This is a genomic window from Paraburkholderia dipogonis, assembly GCF_042680985.1.
Taxonomy (GTDB): domain Bacteria; phylum Pseudomonadota; class Gammaproteobacteria; order Burkholderiales; family Burkholderiaceae; genus Paraburkholderia; species Paraburkholderia phytofirmans.
In genome coordinates, this window is record NZ_JBHUFR010000006.1 from 19,645 (window position 1) to 39,685 (window position 20,041).

Here is a 20,041-nt window from a genome sequence, read left to right on the forward strand (position 1 = left end):
ACTTGTTTCAGTGTTTCAACCGTTCAAGGATTCAAGGAGAACATCATGGCTGCCGCGGAAAAGACCTTGCATTGGGCCGTAGACAAATGGCTTGCCCCGACCCCGTCGATGCCCGCGCGCGTCGTGCAGTTCTGCCACCGCGCGTCGCAACATCAGCGCTATGTGTGCGTGGAAGCCTTGCGCCCGGGCGGCATGCTGTCGATTTTCTTCTTCCGTCACGACGACGGCTCGTGGAACGTGTTTCCGCCGCAAGCCGAACGGCCCGCCATGAACGGACATCGCCGCGCATTGCTGGCTGCCTAGTTCTGCGTCTGTGCCGACGCTTCCTTGATGATCCACTGATTGAACAGCAGCATCGCCGGCGTCATGGGTTTGCCCTTCAGCCATGTCAGCCAGTAACTGCCGGCGTGAACCTCCACTTCGAACGGGCGCACCAGCCGGCCTGTGTTGATCTCGTGATCGAACATCAGCGCGGGCGCGAGCGCGATACCCGCACCTTGCATCGCCGCTTCCACCATCAGCCGCGACGAATCGAACACCGGCCCGCGAATCGGCCGCGGCGGAATGCCCGCGGCGCTGAACCAGCTCATCCAGTCGTCGGTGCGATAGGAGCGCAGCAAGGTCTCGTCGGCGAGATCCTCCGGTTTCGACAGACGCTCGGCAATCTCCGGTGTGCACAGCAGCGCGAGCGGCGCGTCGAGCAGTCGGGTCGCGAGCGAGCCAGGCCACGTGCCGTCGCCGAAACGGATCGCGAAATCGAGGCCTTCGGTGGCGAGATCGACCAGGTTGTTGTTCGTCAGCAGCCGCAGTTCTACGAACGGATGCGCGTCGCGAAACGACTTGAGGCGCGGCATCAGCCAGCCCACCGCGAACGTACCGACCACGCCGACCGTCAGCACCTCGTGAAAGTGGCCGCCTTCGAATTGTTTGAGCACCGCCTCAATGCGATCGAATGCATCGGTCAGCACCGGACGCAGCGCGAGGCCCTCGTCGGTCATGGCGAGGCCGCGCGGCAGACGCTTGAAAAGCGCGGTGCCCAACCGCTCTTCCAGCGTTCTGACCTGCTGGCTGACGGCGGCCTGGGTGACGTTCAGTTCGAGTGCCGCGCGCGTAAAGCTCAGATGCCGGGCGGACGATTCGAAGGCGCGCAACGCGTTCAATGGAAGGTACGGTCTCATGGCGAAGGCATAAGATTTTCTTGTGAGTTGGCTAACTTATCATCGTTTGTCAGCGCGGGGCGGAAAACCGATAGTTGCGGCTTCACACAAAGGAGCGGCGATGATCACAAGACGGAAGTTCGCGGGTGCGATGCTGGGTGTTTCGATAGCTGGGGTTGCGGTTGGCAGTGCCGGCGCGTTCGGCAAGGCATCCGGCAAGACGGTGAAAACGGGCGTGGCGGTGCAAGGGCGCGAGTTGGCGAAGGCGGATGCGATCCGTCGGCGGCTCGCTGAAATAGAAGCGGCGAGCGGCGGCCGGCTGGGTGTGTCGATCGTCGATACGACGTCCGGCTTGCACGCCGGTTTGCGGACCGACGAGCGCTTTCCCATGTGCAGCACCTTCAAGATGCTGGTGGCGGGCGCCGTACTTGCGCGCACGGATCGCGGCGAGGAAAATTTGCAACGGCGCGTGGTGTTCTCACAGAGCGACGTGGTGTCGAATTCGCCGGCCACGAGCAAGCACACGCGCGAGTTGACCGGCAACGCGGGCATGAGTGTCGCCGAGTTGTGCAAGGCGGCGATCACGCTCAGCGACAACACGGCGGCGAATCTGTTGTTAGCGACCTTCGGCGGGCCGGCGGGATTGACCGCGTTCGCTCGCGGTCTCGGCGACGGCGTCACGCGCCTGGATCGCATCGAGCCGACGCTGAACGAGGGCACGCCCGGCGACCTGCGCGATACCACCACGCCGAACGCCATGCTCGGCAATCTGCGCGAGTTGCTGCTCGGCGAGCGGTTGTCGTCATCGTCGCGGGCGCAACTGCTGGCGTGGCTCGCCGCCAACGAGACCGGCGGCGCACGGATTCGCGCGAAGCTGCCGAAGGACTGGGGTGTGGGCGACAAGACCGGCACCGGCGATCACGGCACGGCCAACGACGTGGCGATTCTGTGGCCGCCCGGACGCGGTCCAGTGCTGGTGACCGTGTACCTGACCGAAACGGATGGCGACGCGGCGCGCAGCAACGCGGCCATCGCCGACGTGGGCGCGTTGGTGGTGGCGTCTATCTGATTCCGTGCGGACGGGGGGCATGCGATGCGATGACCGATGCGCCGATCGGAGTATGCGACGGCACGCCGCTGCCATTTCTCGGCTTCACCGCCGCGCCGATTATCTTTACGGTGCTGGCCATCGTCGAACTGATCATCGGTCAGCTGCCGAGAACTCCTAGCCGCACCGTGCCGATGCAATTCGGCGCGCGTCTCGTGCTTGGCGGCTTCAGCGGTGGCGATAGTCGGCGCGGTGCTGATCGTCATGGCGTTGCGTTGATGTATTTCAGAAAGATGTGACGGGACGCGGCTCATCTCGTTGCGTCCCGTCTCACTGAAGCAAAGCAGTCCGACCGGCTTAGCTGGCCCGTGCGATGCGTGAACCGGCGGGCGTCCGCGGTGCGGGCAGGGCACCCGTAACCGCAGTCGCGGGAACCAGCTTGCCGCTCATCAGCAAGCCCAACGTCTTCACCGCCAGAATCGCGATGATCACATTCGCCGCGATGAACAGAACCGGCGCGGCGTATTCAACCGGACCCGTCGTGCCTCGTTCGACCATCCGGAGCGCCATCGTCGGCAGGGCGGCAACGCCAAAGCTAAAGGCCCAGTAAGCCGGCGTGAAGGCCTGTGGGCGAATCCACGGCAGCAAACGCAGGAGCAGCAGAGCCTGGTACAAGCCATAACCAAGCAGAATCATGGCGAACAGGTCAGGCGTGCCGTTGCTCAAACTCAGATAGGTCACGCCGCCCACCACCGGCGGTGCAAGGTGGATGCCCAGCACCGGGCGCAATGCGTCGGGCAGCGGTTCATGCACGGCGGCGCGATGCAGGATCAACGATTCAATCGCGAGCCACGACAGCAAACCTGCGCCAAAAAAGAGTTCGCCCAGTTGGTGAAAGCCGAAGGCGGCCGAAGCCGTGCCCGCCACGAAGCTCGCGCCCACCGTTGGCAGATAGATGGCGGGCGTCACCAGTTCGGGCTTGCGGCCGCCTTGCCAGAGCCGTCCATGCAAATACGCGCCAAGAGCGAGTTGCGCGACCACGGCGACACCGTACAGCGCGAGCGCCAAACTGTGCGCGTAAGGTTGCAGAAGCTGGGCAGCGAGCAGGCTCGAAATAGGGCCGAGCGCCGCAAACGACGATTGCACCGGATGCTGCATTTCCGCGCGGGCTTCGTCGGCATGCGTCAGCCATTTTTGCCCGTATGCCACCAGAATCACGAGCCACACGACGAGCGCGGCTACCGTGATCGCGTCGCCTGCCAGAGCGGGCAAATGCCAGAGCCTGATCGCCACGCGCCATAAATTGGCGAACGCCAGCGCGCCCACCGCGATCCCGAAGAAAGCAACTGGAATCGTGCCACGATTGCTGTTCATCACCGATCCTCCGAAAGTTGCGTCGCGCTCCGTTGTTCCGGCTCCGCGCGATCGATGACGTACTTTAAAAGCCCGCGGCCAAACGCTGAATGCTGGGCGCGCTCAACAAATCGCGCGATCGTCTCAAGATGCGGTGTGCCGCATCCGGCGGGAGTTTGCGCCGGGGTTGCCGCGCGAGTTCGGGATCCCGCGCGGAATCCGCGCCAAAGCGCCCGTGGCGGGTATGACAGCCGGGCGTCATGGCGTAAAATTTCCGCTTCCCTATGAAGTAACGCCATCCATGCCAACGCCCGCGGACAAATCGAACACGAAGGAAAGCGAAGGTGTTGCCGTCATCGATCGTGCTTGCGCCATCCTGTTCGCCTTCCGGCCGGACGATTACGCGCTCACGCTCGCCGAACTGGCGGCGCGCACGGGGCTCTACAAGAGCACGTTGTTGCGGCTCGCGGGCTCGTTGATCCAGCATCGCCTGCTGCTGCGTCTTGACGACGGCCGCTATCAGCTCGGCTCCGCCACCTTCATGCTGGGCGCGTTGTATCAACGCAGCCTGAATCTCGGCGATATTGTCGTGCCGCTCATGCGCGAGCTCGCGGAAACCAGTGGCGAAAGCGTGTCGTTCTACGTGCGTGACGAAGCGGTGCGAGTGTGTCTGCATCGGGTGGATTCCAGGCATGCGGTGCGTTTTCACGTGCGCGAAGGCGACGTGCTGCCGCTGGAAAGCGGCTCGGGCGGCCTCGCATTGCTCGCCTTCAGCGGCATGCCGGGCGCGCCGTACGAGAAGATTCGCGAGGACTTCTACTGTGTGTCGATCGGCGAACGCGACCGGGAGACGGCGGGTATTTCCATGCCGGTATTCGGCGTGCGCCAGAGCCTGCGTGGCGTGCTGACGCTGGCCGGTCCGAGTTCGCGGATCGATCAGGCGTTTCTCGAACGCAATCTCGGCGCGCTATTCGATTGCGCCGCGCGCGCCACCGACGCCTTGGGCGGTGATTCGCGCGCCATGCGCAGCGCGCAGCGGCGCGCGGCCGAAGTTCAGGACAAGTAGTTCAGGACCGGCAGTTCGGCGCAAGCGGCTCAAGCCAAATGCCGCTCGGGCTTGCCGGTGTACGTGTAGGCCATCTGGCGCGGCATCGGACCTTTGTTGCGCTCCTTGCGTCCGCGCTGTTCCCATGCATGCGACAGAATGCCGACCGCGCGCGACAGGCAGAACACGCCGCGCGCCAACTCGGGCGCAAAGCCAAGTTCGGCGTAGATCACGGCGGTGGCGCCGTCGATATTCATCGGTACGGGCTTGCTCTTGCGGCTCATCAGCAGCGCTTCTATGCCGCGCGCGATCGCGGCATAGCGTCCGCTGATACGCTCCGCACGCACGTTCTCGTCCACCAGCGCCAAAAGCCGCGGCGCACGCGGATCGACCGGATGAAAGCGATGCCCGAAGCCCGGCAGATATTTGCCGTGCGCCGCGATGAACGCATCCACACCTTGTTCGACGGCGTATTCCAACGTGGCGCCCGCTTGCATGCGCGCGTCGATAGCGTCGTACAGTTCGACTGCCTGCTGGCCGGCGCCGCCGTGCACGTCGTCCAACGCGTTGATTGCCGAGGCCATCGCGCCGTTCAGCGGCAAGCCGCAACTGGTCGCCATCCGCGAGATGGCAATCGACGGCGCATGCGGCCCATGATCCACCGACGACACCAACGCCGCTTCGAACAAACGCGCCTGCTCGGTGTCGGGCAATTCGCCGCGCAGCATCAGCCAGATCATCTGAGGAAAGCTGATGTTGCCGATCAACTCCTGAATCGGGAATCCACGCACGTTGATCGAGCCCGGATGAATGTCGATGATCGAGGTACTCCAGTAGTCGGCAGCGAGCTTCGCTGCATCGAATGCTTGCGTCATGTTCAGACCACTCCTTCGGCGCGTAGTTGATCGATGTGTGCGTCGTCATAACCGAGCGCGGCAAGTTGTTCACGCGTGTGAGCCGAGAGAACCGGCGCGGGCGTGTTCGGTGCCGTGTCGGCATCGTGCAGACGAAAGCCGGCGCGGGTCACGCGCTGGCGGTCCGTGGTCGCATCCGCGGCGAATTCGCGAATGAAGCCGCGCGACTCCAGATGTGGATGCGCGAGAATCTCCGGCACCGACATCACGCGGCCGGCCGGTACGCCGGCTTCAAAGAAACGCGCTTCCCAGTTCGCGGCGCTGTCGCGCGCGAGTGCCGCTTCGATTTCCGCTTTCAACGCGGCGCGATTCACTTTGCGCGCGTTGCGCTCGGAAAAACGCGGATCGTCGAGCAGATCCGCTCGGCCGATCAACTGACACAAGCTCGCGAACTGTTTGCTTTCGTTGGCGGCGATATTGAGCGGGCCGTCGCCGGTTTTGAAAGTGCCCGACGGCGCCGCTGTGAAGTTTTCGTTGCCCATCGGCGTCGGTGTGACGGCGGCGTTCAGGAAGTTCGAGACGACCCAGCCCATGGTCGCGAGCGTGGCTTCGAGCATCGACACGTCGAGCATGCGGCCATGTCCCGTGGCGCGCGCGTCGAGTAACGCGGCGCAAATGCCGAACGCCGCCGTGAGACCGCCCACCGTGTCCGACACCGGATAGCCGACGCGCAACGGTGCGCTGTCGGCATCGCCGGTCACGCTCATCACGCCCGAAATGCCCTGAATGATCTGATCGTAGGCAGGCCGTTTTGAAAACTCGCCGTCCATGCCGAAGCCGGAGATCGCGCAATACACGAGCTTCGGATTGACCTCGCGCAGCGCCTCGAAATCGAGGCCGAGCCGTGTCATTACACCGGGCCGGAAATTTTCGACCAGCACGTCCGCGGTTTTGACAAGCTCGCGCAGAATCGTCTTGCCGCGCGGGTCTTTCAGATTGAGCGTGACGGACTGCTTGCCCGCGTTCACGGCGACGAACGAGGCGCCCATGTTGCGCGCCGACGCGTCCTTGTCGGCGCCCAGGCGCCGCGCCAGATCGCCGCCTTCCGGATGCTCGACCTTGATCACTTCGGCGCCGAGCAATGCGAGCTGATACGCGCAAAACGGCCCGGCCAATACATTCGATAAGTCCAGTACGCGGACTCCAGCCAACGGCAGCGTCATGTTCAAAACCTCTTGTTCAAAGTGCGATTCAGTGCGGTTCTTCAGTGCGAAATCTCATCGAGATTGCGATGGTTGGTCCGTGGCCCGAAGATGCCGATCGCGCCCATCACCATCACCATCGACGCGCTGATCAACGCGAACACGCCGCTCACGCCGAAGTGACGCAGCGCGAAGGCGATCATGAAGCCGGAGAACATCGCGGAGAGACGCGACATCGAGTAGACGAAGCCGACGGCGCGCGCCCGCAAACGCGTCGGGAAGAGTTCGGTTTGATACGCGTGATAGCCGACCGAGAGCAGCGTGCCGCTCAGCGTGATCAGCACGCCGAGCGTCATCAGCATGACGGGCGAGGTTTGTATCGCGAACAGGCTGCCGAACACGGCGATGCCGAGCGCGGACAGCACGATCAAGGTCTTCCGTTCGATCCGGTCCGCGATCGCCATGCCGATCAGCGGTCCGAACGGATTCGACACAGCGATCACGAACGAGTACAGCAGACTGTGCGTGATCGTCACGCCTTTGGAGACGAGCAGTGTCGGCACCCATGAGGCGAAGCCGTAAAAGCCGATTGCCTGGAACAGATTGAACACCAGCATCGTGATCGCGCGCTTGCGATACGGCGGCTGCCAGATTTCACGGAAGGCAGCCTTGGTGGTCGCCGGTTCGACGGTCGGCACGGCGGGCGGCAGCGGCTTGCCGTATTGCGCGGCGACTTTCGCTTCCAGCGCCTGCAGCACCTGCTCGGCTTCGGCGGCGCGGCCTTGCTGCGCGAGCCAGCGCGGGCTTTCCGGCACGCGCCGGCGAATCGCCCACACCACCACCGCGCCCAACGCGCCGATGATCACGACCCAGCGCCAGCCGTCGAGTCCGAACGGCGTGCGCGGCACCAGCCACCACGCGAGAAACGCAACCGACGGCACAGCCGTGTACTGCACCAGATGCACGAAAGCAAAGGCACGGCCGCGCAGATGTTTAGGCACGAGTTCGCTGACGTACGTATCGATCGTCACGAGTTCGACGCCCACGCCGATGCCGGCGATCAGGCGCCACAGATTGATGGCGGGCGCCGTGCTTTGCAGCGCCATGATGAGCGTCGCGGCGGAGTACCACAGCAGCGACACGGTGAACACGGTTTTGCGGCCGTAGCGGTCGGCCATGCCCGCCAGAAAGAACGTGCCGATGAAGAGCCCGGCAAACGACGCCGCCACGAACGCGCCAAGTCCAGACACGCCGAAGAACGACGCGGTGGTCGTCGAGTAAACCCCGCTTTTGACGAGGCCAGGACCGACGTACGCGGTGAAGAACAGGTCGTAGAACTCGAACCAGCCGCCGATCGACAGCAGGAACACCAGCATCCACACCGCGCGCGTCGCGGGCAGGCGGTCGATGCGCGCGTTGACGCCGGGCGTGAGCCCCGACGCGCCGGCGCTTGAGTGGGGCGACGCGCCGGACGCGTCGAACGGCAGGCTTGCCATGGAATTCCTCCTTCAGGTGTCTCTCGTCAGTGTCGTTCTGTTAGATAGAACGACGTTCTGTTTAATGGATGTGCGGAGAGTAGCCGGTGTGGCAAGTGCCGGGAATTCGGGGTTTTACCTAGAAAGAGGAATTGGCGTTTGCGGATGGATGCTTGCGCCGGTCCGCCGCACGGGCGTTCCGGCGCTCCTACCGCGCTTTTATTTTTTTACGCGCCCATACGCTGAAGCATGATCAGCAAGGCATCGAATGAAAGCGGCTTGCGCGCATATTCAATGCGGGGATTCGGCTGCACGGGGATATCCGCGGCTGCGCTGCACAGGATGATCGGAATGGCGCGCAGATCGGAATCGGCATTGAGCGCCGCGCACAACTGCAGCCCCGACATGACCGGCATCATGCAGTCCGACACGATGATGTCGGGCCGGGTATTGCGTATCTGTTCGAGCGCGGCGGCCCCGTTCGACGCGGTCAGCACGGTATAGCCGTGCCGCTCCAGCAGCAGCCGCCAGACTGTCAGGATGTCGAACTCGTCGTCCACGACCAGAATGGTTTTCATGGTCGGCTAGGTATTTCGTCGCTGCGGCAACGTGGCCGACAGGCCGGCCGGCGAATGCAGGCTGGCGGGGCTCCCCGAGTTTTCGATGACGTCGAGGCCCTCAGACGAAATCACAAGCTCGCGCAAGGAAGTGTCGTGGGCGCTTTCACGCTGCTTGACCACGGAAATCATGCGTCGCAGACCCGTGTCCGTTTCAGCGTAACGCAGCAGCACGAGGTTTTCGGTCAACGCCGAGACGCGCACGCTCTTCGCATGGCCGGGGTCGGCGTAAAGCGGCAGCTCTTCGGTCAGCAACGTGGTGACGCAGGCTTCGCGAAGCTGGTGTAGCAGCGCATTCAGGAACAGGCCGAAGCGTTCGGTACGCAACGCGGAATCGCGAAACCCTTCCACACCGTCGATGACGATGCGCGACGCGCCGATCTTCTTGACTGTGGCGAGCGCGGTGGCCGCCAGTTCGTCGACGGCCAGTTCAATGGCCGGTTGCCATTGAATCACGAGCCGGCCGTCCTGATACGCGTCCGCGAGTCCGATCGACACGGCCTCGGCTTTGCCGATCAGCCGCTGCGGCCCTTCGTAAAAGCCGAGGTACAGGCAGCGTTCGCCGCGCGCGACGCCGGCCGCGAGAAATTGCAGACAGAGGAGGGTCTTGCCGACGCCCGACGGCCCGATCAGCGTAGTGGTGGAGCCTTGCGCAAAGCCGCCGCCGAGCAGGCCGTCCAGATGCGGCAGGCCGAAGCCGAGCCGTGCTTTCAGATCCACTGGACCCGGTTGCGCGGCAGGTTGCGCTTCCAGGCGCGGGAACATCAAGAGCCCGCTTTCAGCGATGCGGAAGAAATGCTTGCCCATCAGATGATTGCGCGCGCGCATCTTATGGACTTCGATTTCGCGCGCGCGGCGCATGCCGTCGCTGTAGCGATTCAGTTCGACCAGGCCGTCGACGAGCGTATGTTCCGGATGCGGTTCGTTGCCGGACAGCGGCGCGAGCAGCAAGGTCGTGCAATCCATGGCCGCGACCAGCGCATTCAACTCGTGGATGAATTTGGACAGCGACAGCTCGGTCTCGCTGAATTCACGCGCGCTCCGAAAGCCGTCGATGATCATCAGGCTCGGACGGTAATCGTAAATGCTCGAGGCAATCAGCTTGAGGAAGCCATCCAGGCCGTCCTTCATCAGTTCGTGATAGCCGGACACGAACAGCATCTGCTGGGCGACCGCCTTCTCGTCGAAGAAACTCAGACCCTTGAGATGACCCAGCAGCTTGTCGTGCGATTCGGCGATCAAGGTCATGTACAACACCTTCTCGCCCTGGCTTACACGATGAAAACCAATCTGGCTCGACAGGATCGTCTTGCCGGCGCCGGCCATGCCCTCCAGCAGATAGACGCCGCCGCGGACCAAACCACCGCCCAGGATCTCGTCGAGACCGGGGACACCCGTTTCCACGTTGGATCGGGAAGACGTCTGAGATTCGTGGTTAGTCATTGTCGAAGAGTCGTTCAAAGTGCGGAGAAGCGATGGCTCGCACAGGAACCGTCTATTGCTCAAACTATCATTGCAGCAATTCGTGTTCCCGCTCCGGGCGGCGACGCTGCGCGCCGGCATGAGATGCAGGGGATTCTACCGGGGGGCGAGGCGCTTGGCGAACCGCAAATTGAACATACCGTGCGAGACGCGCAGGCAGAGCGTTGCCGACCGCCGGATGGCGGTGAATTTTCAACGCGGTGGCAGGAAGGAAGACGAAAGAATGGGGCCGCGCCTCGTGCACGCGATAGTACAAAGGTACATTGCATGCACGAGGCGGGTACGGCGAAGCGGGCCGGCGGCCCGCCCTTGACTCAGCTACAAGCGAAACTACTCGCGGCGTTGACGTCGCCGCCCTGATAGCGCGCCACCTTCGGGTACGGGCAAAGCGGCCGCGTGCGTCCCGCGCCCCAGCCGGCGGGCACGTCCGGGTTCGGCGCGACATTGCTCGCGTCGCGCGCGGTCGCGACCACGCTGTCCGGCGCCTTGCCCTGTTCGACCCATGCGACGAGCGGTGTGAGCATGTCGAACTGGTCGGTGCTCGGACCGCCGCTGCAGTGGTTCATGCCGGCAATCGTGTAAAGGCGCGCGAAGTTCGACGCGTCGCCGCTATTGGCTGCCGTGAGCCGCTGATACCAGTCGGTCGTGTCGTTCGATGAAAACACCGGGTCGCTCGTGCCGTGATAGACCATCAGCTTTGCCCCGCGCTGCTTCAATGCGCTCAGATTGGTTTCGTCGGGCGGCGTCATGAACGACCAGGCAGACTCGCTATACGCGCCGCTGGTGGCGAAGATCTTCGGCGCGTCGGTGTCCATGCTGAAGCTCAGCGCGTACGCGGACAACCGGCTCAACACGGCAGCGGTTTGCGGCGGCGTGGTGAACGTGAAGGCGGCCGCGGCCGGGTCGAGCGTGATCGAGTTGGCCTGCTTCCATGCGGACCAGCCGGGGCCAAGTCCGGCGTCGTATGGGAAGCTTGCATAGAGGGCCGTGCCCGCACTGCTGCGCGCACCGGAGAACACATTGCCGACGGCGTCTTTCTGCGCGCTCGTCAGACACGTGCCGTCGCGGACGTTGTTCGTGCAGGTCGGGACGTCGGTGGCAAGGCTGAAATTTGCCTGGCATGCCTTGATATCCTGAATGAGGCCGTCTGTCGCACCGTCGAGTGCATCGCACTTTGACAGTATTTTCGACGCCACCATTTGACGTTCCGCCGCGGTGAAGCCGGTCGTGATATCGGGCAGGCCGTTCGAGGTCGTCGCGGTCGCCACTTTCGCGAGCTGCTGCGCGCTCCACATTTCGCCGACGGCCGCCTTCGGCAGATGGAAGCCCGGATCGCCCGCAATGATGCCGTCATACTCCGCCGATGAGCGTGCCGCAGCGACCAGCGCATGACGTCCGCCGTTGGAGCAGCCGTCGAAGTAGCTGCGGTCCGGCGCCTTGCCGTACGCGAGCTTGATGACTTGCTTGGCCATCGGCGTGAGCGTGGCGACTGCGTTGTAGCCGTAGTCGATCCGCGCCTGCGGGTCGAGACCGAACAGGGGATTTTGCGCCGAACTGTGCCCCGCGTCCGAGCTGATCACCGCGAAGCCCATGTTGAGCGCGTCGCTGGTGGGACCGCCGCCGCCGATCTCGCCGGTGGCCGTGACCACATTGCCGTCGAGTCCGCCGTTGGCCTGATAGAAGAAACGCCCATTCCATGCAATCGGCAGGCGCATTTCGAAGCCGATCGCGTAGGTCTTGCCGTCCACGCTGCTGACCCGCTGATTCATGCTGCCTTGAATCAGGCAATGTTCGGCGATGGATTTTCCGGCTACTTTCAGCGTGCCCGCCGCGACGTCTGTGACCGTGGTGAAGACGGTGTTGGCGAACGAGAGCTTCGCAGCGAGTGCCGCGCAATTGCCCGCCAGCGTGCCGGGTGTGGCCGCGCTCAGTTGCGGCAAGGTGGACGAATTGGCGCCGGTGTTGGCGGTGCTGCCGAGATCGTTGCCGCCACACGCGGCGAGCGTGAGCGCTGCGGCCGCGGCGAGCGCGATAGAGGTGAACTTCATGCCGTGTCTCCTAGAACGAATGACGAATGCCGACCATCGCGCCGGTCTGGCCGGTGCCTGCCGTGGGCGTCGTGCCGCCGCCCCCGGCGCTGACCGAGTAGTGCGCCTTCGCGCTATTGGCGAGATACGAGCCCTGGGCGTAGACGGCGGTGCGCTTCGAAAGCAGATAGGTAGTGCGCAGCGTGCCCATCGTGGCGCGCGTGTCGTGCTCGCTATTGGTGATGTGATACACCTCGCCGTCGACGATGAAAGCGGGCGTCACGTTGTACGACGCGGCCACGAAGAACAGATTGGAGCGCACGCTGGCAATCGTGTCCGCGCCCGGTTCGACGCGACGGTTAAGCCATCCCAGGCCGAGCTTGGCCTTACCGAGGTTCGCGTAGGCGCTCACATGCGTGCGGATGTCCTTGTCGGCGGCGCGGGTGAGCGGAGTCGGCGCGATGCCGTCGAAGAAATTCGCCGCCGCGGTGCTGCCGCCACGCTGCTCTTCATACGATGCCGCGACGCCGAAGAGCGGCGCGTCGTACTTCAGCATCACGGACCATTCGCGGCATTGAGTGGCCTGTCCGGCGACCGATCCCGTACACGTGCCCTGGCCCGGCGAGTTGCCGGTACCGGCCGAGTCGCGGCCGAACGAGTAGTTCGCGCCGAGCGTGACGCCCGCATAGCTGCTGAGGTAGACCACCGAGTTGTCGGCGCGGGCATTCGGCACGTAGGCGTCGAGCGAGCCCAGACCGTAGATGTCCGGGCCGATCAGATCCGCGCCCATCAGCGCGAGGTACGTCATCGTGTATTGACGGCCGAACGAGACCGTGCCGTACGGACTCTTGATGCCGACGAACGCCTGACGCCCGAACAGCCGTCCGCCCTGGCCGAGATCGCCGGCGCGCACGTTAAAGCCGCTTTCCAGCGTGAAGACCGCGCTATAGCCGCCACCCAGGTCTTCATTGCCGCGCAGACCCCAGCGCGAAGGCAATTCGCCCGTGACCGACGGCATGCGGAACACGCTCTTGCCCGCGGCGTTCGCGTGCGAAACGTATTCGATGCCGGTATCGACAATGCCGTAGAGCGTCACGCTCGATTGGGCCGCTGCGGCGCCGCTGACGGCGCACAATGCGCCGCAGAGTAATAGACGTGCGGATGCTTGCATGAAGGGTGTCTCCGAACCGTTGAATGAATCTGTGTGTTGTTGTTGGGTGTTGTCGGGTCTTGTTATCGGGTCTTGTGCGGACGCTCAGTCGTCGGCGCGCGGGCGGCGCAGCAGGAGCAGCGCGGCGGCTGCCGCGATCAGCGTGACGGGAATGCTCGCGCCGATCACGGTCGATGAACTGCGGCCCATCGCCAGCAATTGACCCGCGGCGAGCGGCCCGACTACCGAGCCGATACGGCCCACCGCCACCGCCGCGCCGACGCCGGTGCCGCGCATGGCCGTCGGATAGAACGCTGCAGAAAGCGCATACAGCACCGATTGGCCGCCGATCACGAACATCCCCGCGAAGAAAGCAGAAGCCGCAAGTGCGCCGAAGCCGTGCGCCGTCGAAAGCGTCGCGAGCGAAGCGATGATCCCGACATACATACCGGCCACCACGACGCCTGAGCGCATGCGATCCATCAACATGCCGATGCACAACGCGCCGATCCCGCCGCCGATGTTGAAAAAGATCTGCACGTAGCCGACTTGCGCGCGCGTCAGACCGCTCGCGGCCATCAACGAAGGCAGCCAGTTGAGCAGGAAGTAAAGGACGATCAGCGTGCAGAAGTAGCTGATCCAGATCTGCACCGTGGAGAGGCCACGCGCGCCGCCGAACAGAATTTCGCCGACCGGCGCGGGCTTGGCTTGCCCATCGCGCGAAGCTTTGGTGAACGCCTTCGAATCCGCGAGAAATACGAGCAGCAGCGGCACCAGCACGAGCGGTCCCGCACCGCCGACATAGAAAATGTGGCGCCACTCGGTGTCGCCCGCACTCAACACGCCGATCACCGACGCGATCACGCCGCCGAACGGAATGCCGCAATACATCACGCTCACGGCGGTGCTACGCGAGCGCGGTTCGACCGCTTCTGACGACAACGCGATCAGATTCGGCAACGCACCGCCGAGTCCGATACCTGTCAGCACTCGCACGATCACGAGCGTGTGAAAGTCGCTCACCAGTGCGGTCATGATCGACAGCAGGCCGAACAGGCACGCGGATATCACTAGCACGCGCTTGCGGCCGATGCGGTCGGCGAGCCGTCCGCCGAACATCGCGCCGGGCAGCAAGCCGAAGGTGCCGGCGCTGAACGCCAGTCCCATTTGCGCGACCGAAAGACCAAACTCGCGCGCCATGCGCGGCGCGGCGACGCCGACCGACTGCAGGTCGAGACCTTCGAGCAGGGCGATGGCAAAGCACAATCCGAGGGTGACGAAGGCGCCTGTCCGGCTCGGCGCTGCCGGGACCGGGGTGGCTTCGGTCGAGTTCAATGTTCCGGCTCTTTTCACGTTAGTGATCCTTATTAAATGGCGTGGTTTTCCGGTTTCGCTGAAAGGCAGCAGATGCCAGGCCGCCGTCCTGCACGACGGACGGATTCGGCAAGCGGGCGTCAGATCATCGTCGAGGCCGCGATGGAATGCCCGGCAGCAGCGCAGCGAACACCGCCGCGCGCGGCGCATCGTTTCGATGGCCAGACGACGGAGCATTTGCTTCGAGGCGATGCGGCGCGTCTCCACACGCTGCATCGTGGACTGGATTTAATATCAGGTAGGCTGATAACACAAGCGCAAATTGTTCGGTGAAAACACCTAGCAACCCTGCGGCGCGGCGCGAGCGGATCTAGCCGCGCAGATTACGAACGAAAGTTTCGAGGTGGCTTTGGACCGCGCCGGCGGCGTCGAGCTCGATGCCTTCCATCATTTGCTTTTCGATGGTCTTGACGGCCTGCTCGCATTCTCGTAACACGGCGCGCCCTTCGTCCGTGAGTTGCAGCAGCACGATGCGGCCGTGCGTCGGATCCGGTTCGCGGCTCACCCAGTTGCGGGCGGCCATCGCGTTCATCACTTCATTGGCCGACTGCGGCGTGATGAACGAACGCTCGGCGACCTGCGCATTGGACGCCTGCCCTTTGGCTTCGAGCACCGAAAGCGCGGTGAATTGCGCGAGCGTCAGGCCGAGCGGCGCGAGCGCTTCGGTCATGCGGCGCCGCAGGATGCGGTCGAGACTGCCGATCACATAGGTCAGGCGCAGGCTGGAGCGGCGAGTGCGCGTGGCGGCGGGCTCGGCAGACGTATTTTGATTTTTGCTCATCTTGGACAGGAGGTTCGTTCTATCCCGCATCTTAGCGCGCCTCGAAGCGATTTCCGCCGCTAGGGGTTTGCACCGAGCGCGTGAATTTCCGCTTTACATATCAGGCAGCCTGATATTAAATGTGTTCATCAGGCTGCGGTCGCGGCCAACGTTCACGGAGAAAACAGATGAGTTATGAAGGCCGTTGGAAAACCGTCAAGGTCGATGTCGCGGAAGGAATCGCATGGGTTTCGTTCAATCGGCCCGAGAAGCGCAATGCCATGAGCCCGACGCTGAACAAAGAAATGATCGAGGTGCTCGAAGCCGTTGAACTCGACGCCGAAGCGCAGGTTCTGGTGCTCTCGGGCGAAGGCGACGCATGGACTGCCGGCATGGACCTGAAGGAATATTTCCGCGAAGTCGACGCCGGCCCCGAAATCTTGCAGGAAAAGATTCGCCGTGACGCGTGCCGCTGGCAATGGCAACTGCTGCGCATGTACTCGAAGCCGACCATCGCGATGGTCAACGGCTGGTGCTTCGGCGGCGGCTTCTCGCCGCTGGTGGCGTGCGACCTGGCGATCGCCGCCGACGAAGCCACCTTCGGCCTCTCCGAAATCAACTGGGGCATTCCGCCGGGCAATCTGGTGAGCAAGGCAATGGCCGATACCGTCGGGCATCGCCAGGCGCTGTATTACATCATGACGGGCGAGACCTTCACCGGTCAGGAAGCGGCGCAGATGGGCCTCGTCAACAAGAGCGTGCCGCGTGCCGAACTGCGCGAGGCGACGCGTGCGCTCGCCGGCAAACTGCTCGAGAAGAATCCGGTGGTGTTGCGCGCCGCCAAGCATGGATTCAAGCGTTGCCGCGAATTGACGTGGGATCAGAACGAAGACTATCTGTACGCCAAGCTCGATCAGGCGCAACTGCGCGATCCGGAAGGCGGCCGCGAACAGGGCCTCAAGCAGTTCCTCGACGACAAGGCGATCAAGCCGGGTCTGCAAACGTACAAGCGCTGACCCGCCGCATCGGCGTGGATTTCAGTTCGCGCAGACTACGGCGAGCGATGCAGCGAGACAGACACCGAGGAGACGACAGACATGCATGAAATGACTTTGTTGATTGGCGGTGAAAGCCGTGGCGCAGCGGATGGCAAGACCTTCGAGCGGATCAATCCCGCGAGCGGTCAGGCGGCATCGCGTGCGGCAGCGGCCACGCTGGCCGATGCCGACGCCGCGGTCGAAGCGGCGTCGCGGGCCTTTCCGGCCTGGTCGGCGCTGGCGCCGACCGAGCGCCGCAAACGCCTACTGGCGGCAGCCGATCTGATGGATGCTCGCACCGCGCAGTTCATCGAAACCGGCGTCGCCGAAACCGGCGCGATGCCGAACTGGTACGGTTTCAACGTGATGCTGGCCGCCAACATGTTGCGCGAAGCCGCGGCCATGACCACGCAGATCGACGGCGACGTGATTCCGTCCGACGTGCCGGGCAGTCTCGCGATGGCGGTGCGCCAGCCATGCGGCGTGGTGCTCGGCATGGCGCCGTGGAACGCGCCGGTGATCCTCGGCACGCGGGCCATTGCCATGCCGCTCGCGTGCGGCAACACGGTCGTGCTCAAGGCATCCGAAGGTTGTCCGGGCGTGCATCGATTGATCGGCAGCGTGCTGCAGGAAGCCGGTCTCGGCGACGGCGTCGTCAACGTGATCACGCATTCCGCTGAAGATGCGCCGGCGATCGTCGAGCGGCTGATCGCGCATCCGGCGGTACGTCGGGTGAATTTCACGGGTTCGACGCGAGTGGGGCGCATTGTCGCGCAACATGCGGCGTCGCATTTGAAGCCGGCGCTCCTCGAACTCGGCGGCAAGGCGCCGGTGGTCGTGCTCGACGACGCCGATCTGGATGCGGCGGTCGCAGGCATCGCGTTCGGCGCGTTTTTTAACCAGGGGCAGATTTGCATGTCGACGGAGCGCGTGATCGTCGACCGGAAGATTGCGGATGCATTGGTGGAGAAGCTCGCGGCAAGGGCGCGGACTTTAAAAGCGGGCGACCCTGCCGCGGCGGATTCCGTGCTCGGCATGCTCGAAAGCGCCGCCGCCGCGCAACGCATCAAGGCGTTGATCGAAGATGCCCGCGAGAAGGGCGCCAAATTGCCGGTCGGCTGCACGGTCGAAGGCGCTGCGGTGCAGCCGGTGATCGTCGACGGCATCACGCCCGCCATGAAGCTGTATGCGGAAGAATCATTTGGGCCGGTGGTCACGGTGCAGCGTGTGGATGGCGACGAAGAAGCGATTCGAATCGCCAACGACAGCGAGTACGGACTCTCGGCAGCGGTATTCAGCCGTGACGTGTCGCGAGCGTTGAACGTGGCGAGGCGTATCGAATCGGGCATCTGCCATATCAACGGTCCTACCGTGCACGACGAAGCGCAGATGCCGTTCGGCGGTGTGAAGAAAAGCGGTTACGGGCGATTCGGCAGTAAGGCTTCGATTGCAGAGTTCACGGATCTGCGTTGGATCACGATTCAAACCGGACCTCGGCATTATCCGATCTGAGCGTTGCGATCGCGCTTTTTCATACAGGAGACAGGCTTTGCATTCCGAGCCGATACAACCGAACACCCCCGATGCGCCAAAACGCTACCGGGCGACGACGATCGGCGCTTCATCGTTGCACACGCAACGGCAAGGCGACACGTGGTATTTGCGCGCGGCCGAACCGCTCGGCGCGCATCCGCAGCGTATGACCGAACGGCTCGTGAGCGGCGCGCAGGCGCACCCCGAGCGATGGCTGGCGGCGCGTCGCGGCAGCGATGGTCAATGGATCGGCCTGAGCTACGCGAAGGCGTTGCAAAGCGCGCGCGCAATCGGCCAGGCGCTGCTCGCACGCGACCTGTCCGCTGAGCGGCCCCTGGCGATTCTGTCGGGCAACGATCTCGAACATCTGCAACTCGCGCTCGGTGCGATGTGGGCGGGCGTTCCTTATGCCGCGATTTCGCCCGCCTATTCGCTTGCTTCCGGCGACTTCGGCAAGCTGCGCCATACGATCGATTTGCTGACACCTAGTCTCGTGTTTGCAAGCGCCTACGATTCGTTCGCCAAGGCAATCGACGCAACCGTATCCTCCGATGTCGAAGTGGTGGCCGCGAAAATGCCGCGAGAAAAGCCGGCGGCACGCAACATGACTGCGTTCGACGAGCTGCTGAACACAACGCCCACCACGGTCGACACAGTTCACGCCACGGTGAGCCCGGACGCGATCGCCAAATTTCTTTTCACCTCGGGTTCGACCAAGTTGCCGAAGGCAGTGCCCACCACGCACCGCATGCTGTGCAGCAATCAGCAGATGCTGCTCGAAACGTTTCCCGAGTTCGCGACGGAACCGCCGGTGCTGGTCGACTGGCTGCCCTGGAATCACACGTTCGGCGGCAGCCATAACGCGGGTATCGCGCTCTACAACGGCGGCACGCTCTATATCGACGACGGCAAACCGGTCAACGGCAAATTCGAGGAAACGCTGCGCAATCTGCGTGAAATCGCGCCCACCATCTACTTCAACGTGCCGAAGGGTTGGGAGGAACTGGCGATCGCGCTGGAACGTGACGAGCAATTGCGCGAGACATTCTTCTCGCGCGTGAAAGTGTATTTCTTTTCGGGTGCAGGCCTGTCGCAAGCAGCGTGGGACCGGCTCGAACGCGTCACTGAAACATATTGCGGCGAGCGCATACGCATCATGGCCGGACTCGGCATGACGGAGACGTCGCCTTCATGTCTGTTCACCACGGGTCCGATCATGCGCGCGGGCTATGTGGGCTTGCCTGCGCCCGGCTGCGAAGTCAAACTCGCGCCGGTCGGCGACAAGCTCGAGGCGCGTTATCGCGGGCCGCACGTCATGGCGGGATACTGGCGTGCCGACACAGCAGAGTTGCATAACGCGTTCGACGAAGAAGGCTACTTCCGCAGCGGCGACGCCTTGCGCTTTGTCGACGCGACGCGGCCGGAACTCGGATTGCTGTTCGACGGGCGTATCGCGGAGGACTTCAAGCTGAGTTCGGGCACGTTCGTGAGCGTCGGTCCGATGCGGGCACGTGTGATCTCCGAAGGCGCACCGTATGTGCAGGATGTGGTAGTCGCCGGCATGAATCGCGACGATGTGGGCCTGCTGGTCTTTCCGCGCATCGACGATTGCAGGCGGCTAGCTCGCTTGCCCGCCTCGGCGAGCGCGCGAGACGTAGTCGAAGCACCGGCCGTGCGCGCGCACTTCACCGCGTTGCTCGACACGCTCAATCGCAGCGCCACGGGCGGCGCGACGACCATCGCGCGTCTGCGGCTCATGGACGTTGCGCCGTCGCTCGATCTCGGCGAGATCACCGACAAAGGCTCGATCAATCAGCGCGCGGTGCTGACGCATCGTGCCGCGCTCGTCGAAGCGATGTATGACGTGGCGCGGCGCGATCCCGCGGTGATTGTCGCGAGCGCATGCGGCGCGACGTGACTCGGAATC

18 protein-coding genes are annotated in these 20,041 nt (G+C 63.8%); 7 read left to right on the forward strand and 11 right to left on the reverse strand.

What is annotated here, in order from left to right; translation table 11 throughout:
* Nucleotides 1-45: 45 nt before the first annotated feature.
* Nucleotides 46-303 carry a hypothetical protein gene (locus ACFSNN_RS04800; RefSeq protein ID WP_012425909.1) on the forward strand — a complete coding sequence of 86 codons (258 nt, stop codon included), beginning with the start codon at nt 46-48 and terminating at the stop codon, nt 301-303.
* On the opposite strand, the gene ACFSNN_RS04805 is transcribed toward ACFSNN_RS04800, so the two are convergent.
* Nucleotides 300-1,178, reverse strand: coding sequence for a LysR family transcriptional regulator (locus ACFSNN_RS04805; protein WP_134460603.1), 879 nt, complete (start codon nt 1,176-1,178; stop codon nt 300-302). The two genes, ACFSNN_RS04800 and ACFSNN_RS04805, sit on opposite strands and share 4 nt — an antisense overlap.
* A 100-nt stretch (nt 1,179-1,278) precedes the next feature.
* Between ACFSNN_RS04805 and bla the strand changes: the two genes are divergently transcribed.
* Complete coding sequence (gene bla / locus ACFSNN_RS04810; RefSeq protein WP_134460600.1) at nt 1,279-2,226, forward strand: class A beta-lactamase; 948 nt, start codon at nt 1,279-1,281, stop codon at nt 2,224-2,226.
* Nucleotides 2,227-2,255: 29 nt separating this feature from the next.
* Nucleotides 2,256-2,504, forward strand: a complete 249-nt coding sequence (locus ACFSNN_RS04815; RefSeq protein WP_244322888.1) for a hypothetical protein — start codon at nt 2,256-2,258, stop codon at nt 2,502-2,504.
* Between the two features lie 58 nt (nt 2,505-2,562).
* Here the strand turns inward: ACFSNN_RS04815 and tehA are convergent, their stop codons facing one another.
* The gene (gene tehA, locus ACFSNN_RS04820; protein WP_134460597.1) at nt 2,563-3,579 is read right to left on the reverse strand and encodes a dicarboxylate transporter/tellurite-resistance protein TehA; all 1,017 of its coding nucleotides are present in this window, start codon (nt 3,577-3,579) and stop codon (nt 2,563-2,565) included.
* 280 nt (nt 3,580-3,859) lie between these two features.
* Between tehA and ACFSNN_RS04825 the strand changes: the two genes are divergently transcribed.
* The gene (locus ACFSNN_RS04825; RefSeq protein WP_134460594.1) at nt 3,860-4,624 is read left to right on the forward strand and encodes an IclR family transcriptional regulator; all 765 of its coding nucleotides are present in this window, start codon (nt 3,860-3,862) and stop codon (nt 4,622-4,624) included.
* Nucleotides 4,625-4,653: 29 nt separating this feature from the next.
* Here ACFSNN_RS04825 and ACFSNN_RS04830 read toward each other — a convergent pair whose 3' ends face one another.
* The 9 genes from ACFSNN_RS04830 to ACFSNN_RS04870 form a co-directional block, all read right to left on the reverse strand.
* Nucleotides 4,654-5,478, reverse strand: coding sequence for a citryl-CoA lyase (locus ACFSNN_RS04830; protein WP_134460591.1), 825 nt, complete (start codon nt 5,476-5,478; stop codon nt 4,654-4,656).
* A 2-nt stretch (nt 5,479-5,480) separates the two neighbouring features.
* Nucleotides 5,481-6,680: a CaiB/BaiF CoA transferase family protein gene (locus tag ACFSNN_RS04835; protein ID WP_134460588.1), complete on the reverse strand. Its 1,200-nt coding sequence runs from the start codon at nt 6,678-6,680 to the stop codon at nt 5,481-5,483.
* Between the two features lie 41 nt (nt 6,681-6,721).
* Nucleotides 6,722-8,155, reverse strand: a complete 1,434-nt coding sequence (locus ACFSNN_RS04840; protein WP_134460585.1) for an MFS transporter — start codon at nt 8,153-8,155, stop codon at nt 6,722-6,724.
* Between the two features lie 206 nt (nt 8,156-8,361).
* Entirely contained in the window at nt 8,362-8,712 is a 351-nt protein-coding gene (locus ACFSNN_RS04845; RefSeq protein WP_134460582.1) for a response regulator, read from the reverse strand.
* A 6-nt stretch (nt 8,713-8,718) separates the two neighbouring features.
* Nucleotides 8,719-10,194, reverse strand: coding sequence for an ATPase domain-containing protein (locus ACFSNN_RS04850; RefSeq protein ID WP_134460580.1), 1,476 nt, complete (start codon nt 10,192-10,194; stop codon nt 8,719-8,721).
* A gap of 353 nt (nt 10,195-10,547) precedes the next feature.
* Nucleotides 10,548-12,281, reverse strand: a complete 1,734-nt coding sequence (locus tag ACFSNN_RS04855; protein ID WP_134460577.1) for a tannase/feruloyl esterase family alpha/beta hydrolase — start codon at nt 12,279-12,281, stop codon at nt 10,548-10,550.
* 10 nt (nt 12,282-12,291) lie between these two features.
* Nucleotides 12,292-13,431 carry a porin gene (locus ACFSNN_RS04860; RefSeq protein ID WP_134460574.1) on the reverse strand — a complete coding sequence of 380 codons (1,140 nt, stop codon included), beginning with the start codon at nt 13,429-13,431 and terminating at the stop codon, nt 12,292-12,294.
* A gap of 84 nt (nt 13,432-13,515) precedes the next feature.
* Nucleotides 13,516-14,745 carry a 3-(3-hydroxy-phenyl)propionate transporter MhpT gene (mhpT, locus tag ACFSNN_RS04865; protein WP_134465502.1) on the reverse strand — a complete coding sequence of 410 codons (1,230 nt, stop codon included), beginning with the start codon at nt 14,743-14,745 and terminating at the stop codon, nt 13,516-13,518.
* 349 nt (nt 14,746-15,094) lie between these two features.
* Complete coding sequence (locus ACFSNN_RS04870) at nt 15,095-15,595, reverse strand: MarR family winged helix-turn-helix transcriptional regulator (RefSeq protein WP_134460571.1); 501 nt, start codon at nt 15,593-15,595, stop codon at nt 15,095-15,097.
* Between the two features lie 137 nt (nt 15,596-15,732).
* Here ACFSNN_RS04870 and ACFSNN_RS04875 point away from each other — a divergent pair, with 137 nt between their 5' ends.
* The 3 genes from ACFSNN_RS04875 to ACFSNN_RS04885 all read left to right on the forward strand — a co-directional run bounded on the left by ACFSNN_RS04875 (nt 15,733) and on the right by ACFSNN_RS04885 (nt 20,032).
* Nucleotides 15,733-16,560, forward strand: coding sequence for a p-hydroxycinnamoyl CoA hydratase/lyase (locus ACFSNN_RS04875; protein ID WP_134460568.1), 828 nt, complete (start codon nt 15,733-15,735; stop codon nt 16,558-16,560).
* An 81-nt stretch (nt 16,561-16,641) separates the two neighbouring features.
* On the forward strand, nt 16,642-18,093 hold the full coding sequence (locus ACFSNN_RS04880) for an aldehyde dehydrogenase (RefSeq protein ID WP_134460565.1): 1,452 nt from the start codon (nt 16,642-16,644) through the stop codon (nt 18,091-18,093).
* 37 nt (nt 18,094-18,130) lie between these two features.
* Nucleotides 18,131-20,032 (forward strand): feruloyl-CoA synthase, encoded by a 1,902-nt coding sequence (locus ACFSNN_RS04885; protein ID WP_134460562.1) that lies wholly within the window; start codon nt 18,131-18,133, stop codon nt 20,030-20,032.
* Nucleotides 20,033-20,041 lie beyond the last annotated feature (9 nt).

Bases quoted from the DNA above. Each gene is read 5' to 3' on its own strand.
- ACFSNN_RS04805 (WP_134460603.1), bottom strand. From the start codon at position 1,178: ATGAGACCGTACCTTCCATTGAACGCGTTGCGCGCCTTCGAATCGTCC.
- tehA (WP_134460597.1), bottom strand. From the start codon at position 3,579: ATGAACAGCAATCGTGGCACGATTCCAGTTGCTTTCTTCGGGATCGCG.
- ACFSNN_RS04875 (WP_134460568.1), top strand. From the start codon at position 15,733: ATGAGTTATGAAGGCCGTTGGAAAACCGTCAAGGTCGATGTCGCGGAA.
- ACFSNN_RS04880 (WP_134460565.1), top strand. From the start codon at position 16,642: ATGCATGAAATGACTTTGTTGATTGGCGGTGAAAGCCGTGGCGCAGCG.
- ACFSNN_RS04815 (WP_244322888.1), top strand. From the start codon at position 2,256: ATGACCGATGCGCCGATCGGAGTATGCGACGGCACGCCGCTGCCATTT.
- ACFSNN_RS04800 (WP_012425909.1), top strand. From the start codon at position 46: ATGGCTGCCGCGGAAAAGACCTTGCATTGGGCCGTAGACAAATGGCTT.
- ACFSNN_RS04860 (WP_134460574.1), bottom strand. From the start codon at position 13,431: ATGCAAGCATCCGCACGTCTATTACTCTGCGGCGCATTGTGCGCCGTC.
- ACFSNN_RS04835 (WP_134460588.1), bottom strand. From the start codon at position 6,680: ATGACGCTGCCGTTGGCTGGAGTCCGCGTACTGGACTTATCGAATGTA.
- ACFSNN_RS04845 (WP_134460582.1), bottom strand. From the start codon at position 8,712: ATGAAAACCATTCTGGTCGTGGACGACGAGTTCGACATCCTGACAGTC.
- ACFSNN_RS04830 (WP_134460591.1), bottom strand. From the start codon at position 5,478: ATGACGCAAGCATTCGATGCAGCGAAGCTCGCTGCCGACTACTGGAGT.
- bla (WP_134460600.1), top strand. From the start codon at position 1,279: ATGATCACAAGACGGAAGTTCGCGGGTGCGATGCTGGGTGTTTCGATA.
- ACFSNN_RS04840 (WP_134460585.1), bottom strand. From the start codon at position 8,155: ATGGCAAGCCTGCCGTTCGACGCGTCCGGCGCGTCGCCCCACTCAAGC.
- ACFSNN_RS04870 (WP_134460571.1), bottom strand. From the start codon at position 15,595: ATGCGGGATAGAACGAACCTCCTGTCCAAGATGAGCAAAAATCAAAAT.
- ACFSNN_RS04850 (WP_134460580.1), bottom strand. From the start codon at position 10,194: ATGACTAACCACGAATCTCAGACGTCTTCCCGATCCAACGTGGAAACG.
- ACFSNN_RS04825 (WP_134460594.1), top strand. From the start codon at position 3,860: ATGCCAACGCCCGCGGACAAATCGAACACGAAGGAAAGCGAAGGTGTT.
- ACFSNN_RS04855 (WP_134460577.1), bottom strand. From the start codon at position 12,281: ATGAAGTTCACCTCTATCGCGCTCGCCGCGGCCGCAGCGCTCACGCTC.